Below are 3,299 nucleotides of genomic sequence, written 5' to 3'. Positions count from 1 at the left end.
GACGTCGCCAAATTGGCCGATATTGATAAGTTTATCAAGAGCTTACCTGATCAAATGAAGACCCAAGTCGGCGAGCGCGGAATCCGATTGTCCGGCTGCCAAAAGCAACGGATTGCAATTGCCAGAGCGTTACTGAAAAATGCCCAGATTGTTGTCTTGGATGAAGCAACTGCTTCGCTGGACAATGAGTCGGAAAAGACGATCCAACATGCCTTGGAAAACCTGATGGAACAACGGACATCATTGGTCATTGCCCACAGGTTATCGACCATTCATAATGCGGACCAAATTTTGGTGGTAGATGATGGCAAGATTGTTGAACGGGGCACGCACGATGAGTTGATGAAGGAAAACGGCTACTACAAGCAATTGTACGAGGCCCAATTCGAATAGCGTGAATTTTTGTGCTTAATAGTTATATACGTAAATTAGATGCGTTGCATTTAAACAAATATATGAAAAGAAATTTGTTGCTGAATCATTTGTTAATGATGAGGCCCAAAAACAAAACCAGTTTTGTTTTTGGGCCTTTTAGTATAAACTAATCTTAAATACAGAAAACAGGTGAACAAAATGAAGACGATTTATGATTACAAAGAAACCGAAATGAGCGGCAAGACCATTGATTTAAGTGCCTTTAAAAATAAGGTCCTTGTGATTGTGAATACTGCCAGCAAATGTGGCCTGGCCCCTCAACTTGAGGGCTTGGAAAAATTGTATAAAAAGTACAAGGACGACGGCCTGGTCATTTTGGGCCTGCCTTCCAACCAATTTCATCAAGAGTTGGATACCGATGAGGAAGCTGACGACTACTGCCGCATTCACTACGGCGTCACCTTTCTAATGACTCAGCGGGTTGCGGTCAATGGTGCCAATGAAGATCCGTTGTTTACCCATCTTAAAGAACAATCCGGCCATGGCAAGATTAAATGGAACTATACGAAGTTTCTCATTGGCAAAGATGGCACACTGATTCACCGATTCGCACCGATTACCAAGCCTGAGTCGATGGAAGAAGACATCTACGCCGCACTTAGCAAGAAAAATGTTGTCTAAAAAGAAGGTGGGAAGTTGAATTCAACTTACTTTAAAGCCACCATTCGAGAAATCACTTACGCTTGGGGTAAGTTTATTTCGATTGTCCTAATTATCATGCTTGGTTCCTTGCTGTATGTCGGGATTCGGGCAACGGGCCCTGATCTGGATCATTCAGCCGACACCTATTTTACCCAGCAGCACCTTGGTGATCTCAACGTCACTTCGACGCTTGGATTGACGCATAAAGACCTTGACCTGATTCAAAACTCCCAACACGTTCAAACCGCCGAAGCCAGTCACATGGTGACGGTTAAAAAATCGCAAAGCCAAGTGGTCCAGATTTATTCATATTCAAAAACAGCTCAGTTAAACAAGCTCAAAGTTGTTTCCGGTCATTTGCCGCGAAACGCCAACCAAATTGTCCTTGATAAGAAGGCCACTGGATATCAACTGGGTGATACTTACCGGCTGCCAAAGACGACTGGGTTACGCCATCAAACGTTTAAAGTGGTTGGCTTCGTCAATTCGCCGTTATTTGTCAGCTCGACGGATCGTGGTACCACCAACGTTGGCAGCGGTGAAGTGGATTATTTTGCTTACGCTCCCAACCAGGCGTTTAACCAGTCAGCCTACGCAACGATTGCGGTGCGCTTTGACAACACCAGCAACTTGGCTGCCGGAACCAGCAAGTACAACAAACGAGTCGACCAAGACCGAAACCGGCTGGAAGACCAACTCGCCAACCGTCCCGAACAGCGACGGCATGAAATAGTCGGACCTGCGCTGACCAAGTTCAATTCCCAGTTAGCAAAGCTCCAGCAACAGGAAAAGCAGCTAAATGCCGTTCCCAAGTCTTATCAGACCACCAGCACCAAGGCTTCAGCAGCCAAATTGAGCGCGGCCATCACCAAATTGCGGGCCGCCAAACGTGAGCTCAATCAAACGCCACAGGCGACATATCTGTATAACGATCGGACTGCCAACGTCGGCTATCAGGATTACTTTGACGAATCCAAAAGTATTGCCGCGATTGCAGTTATTTTCCCCGGCTTCTTTCTCTTTATTGCTGTCCTGATTACCTTTACCACGATTTCTCGGATGATTGAGAAGAACCGACGGGAGATTGGCCTGATGCGGGCGCTCGGCTACACCAAGGGATTTATTTCCATGAAGTACGTTATCTATTCGATTTTGGCCGGTGTGCTGGGTTCCGTTGCAGGCGGGGTGTTTGGCGCGTTGACGTTGCCTAAATTTATTTTCAGCATGCTCAGCAATAACAACTTGACTCAGTATCAAGGGGTGATTCCGTGGGCGTTTATCATTGAAGCCATTATCGCTGGCCTGATTGCGACTCTCGGGAGCGCCGCCGTGGTGCTCATCATCAATTTGCGGGAAAAGCCAACCGAGCTGATGCGCGAGCGGGCGCCCAAAGCTGGTAAACGGATTTTGCTGGAGCGGATCAAGCCGCTGTGGAATCGGATGAACTTCAATCAAAAAGTCAGTTATCGAAATCTGTTCCGTTACAAGACTCGGATGATGATGACCATTGTCGGGATTGCTGGTTGTACGGGCTTGATGCTGGCGGGATTTGGCATTCGCGATAGCGTCAACGACTTAGTGCCGGATCAGTTCAATCAAGTTCAGCACTATCAGGGAGTTGTCACGCTATCCAGTTCAAATAAGCAGATTCATGACAAAAATATCGACGCGCAGCTGCCGGCAATGGTCCAATCAATTACGGTTTCACCAACCAAAGGGACTAAGCGAAATGCCACGGTTACAATGGTCGCTCCAAAATCGACGACTCATTTTAGCAAGTATGTGACCTTAACCAACCCCAAATCGGGTCAATCAGAAAAGTTAACCGGTGAAGGCGTCATCATCACCGAAAAACTAGCCACTGATATGGCGGCCAAAAAGGGGAGTGTCCTCTCCGCTAAGTTGGGCAACAAGCTCTTCAAAGTTCGGGTTGCCGGAATCACTAAGAATTATGCCGGCCATTACCTGTATTTGACGCCCAAGTATTTTAATCAAGTTGCTACAACGCACTACACACCGACGGCCAGACTGCTCAAGCTCAAACAGGAATCGGCTACTCAGCGACACATCACCAGTCGCAATCTGCTCAAACAAAGAGGTGTACTCAACGTGACTTATCCAAGGTATGCCAGCAGTTCACTTGGCACGGTCGGCCTGAGCTCGGTTGTGCTGATCTTTATCGCATTGTCCGCCGCATTGGGGTTAGTAGTTCTCTACAACTT

Annotated in this window: 3 protein-coding genes; all 3 read left to right on the top strand. The window is 47.1% G+C overall.

The genetic code is table 11. From position 1 onward, the window contains the following. Positions 1 to 393: ATP-binding cassette domain-containing protein (locus AB3112_RS09880; protein WP_367334402.1), on the top strand; the 393-nt coding region annotated here is incomplete at its 5' end. Positions 394 to 573: 180 nt separating this feature from the next. After that, positions 574 to 1,056, top strand: coding sequence for a glutathione peroxidase (locus AB3112_RS09875; protein ID WP_367334401.1), 483 nt, complete (start codon positions 574 to 576; stop codon positions 1,054 to 1,056). A gap of 15 nt (positions 1,057 to 1,071) precedes the next feature. After that, positions 1,072 to 3,299 (top strand): ABC transporter permease (locus tag AB3112_RS09870; RefSeq protein WP_367334400.1); only part of this gene is annotated, 2,228 nt, incomplete at its 3' end.

It is taken from the genome of Lentilactobacillus sp. (genome assembly GCF_040773105.1).
Taxonomy (GTDB): Bacteria; Bacillota; Bacilli; order Lactobacillales; family Lactobacillaceae; genus Lentilactobacillus; species Lentilactobacillus parabuchneri.
This window is presented reverse-complemented; position numbering and strand designations above follow the sequence as displayed.

What these genes read in the sequence shown, in the direction of transcription:
- AB3112_RS09875 (WP_367334401.1), top strand. Translation starts at nt 574, where the DNA reads ATGAAGACGATTTATGATTACAAAGAAACCGAAATGAGCGGCAAGACC.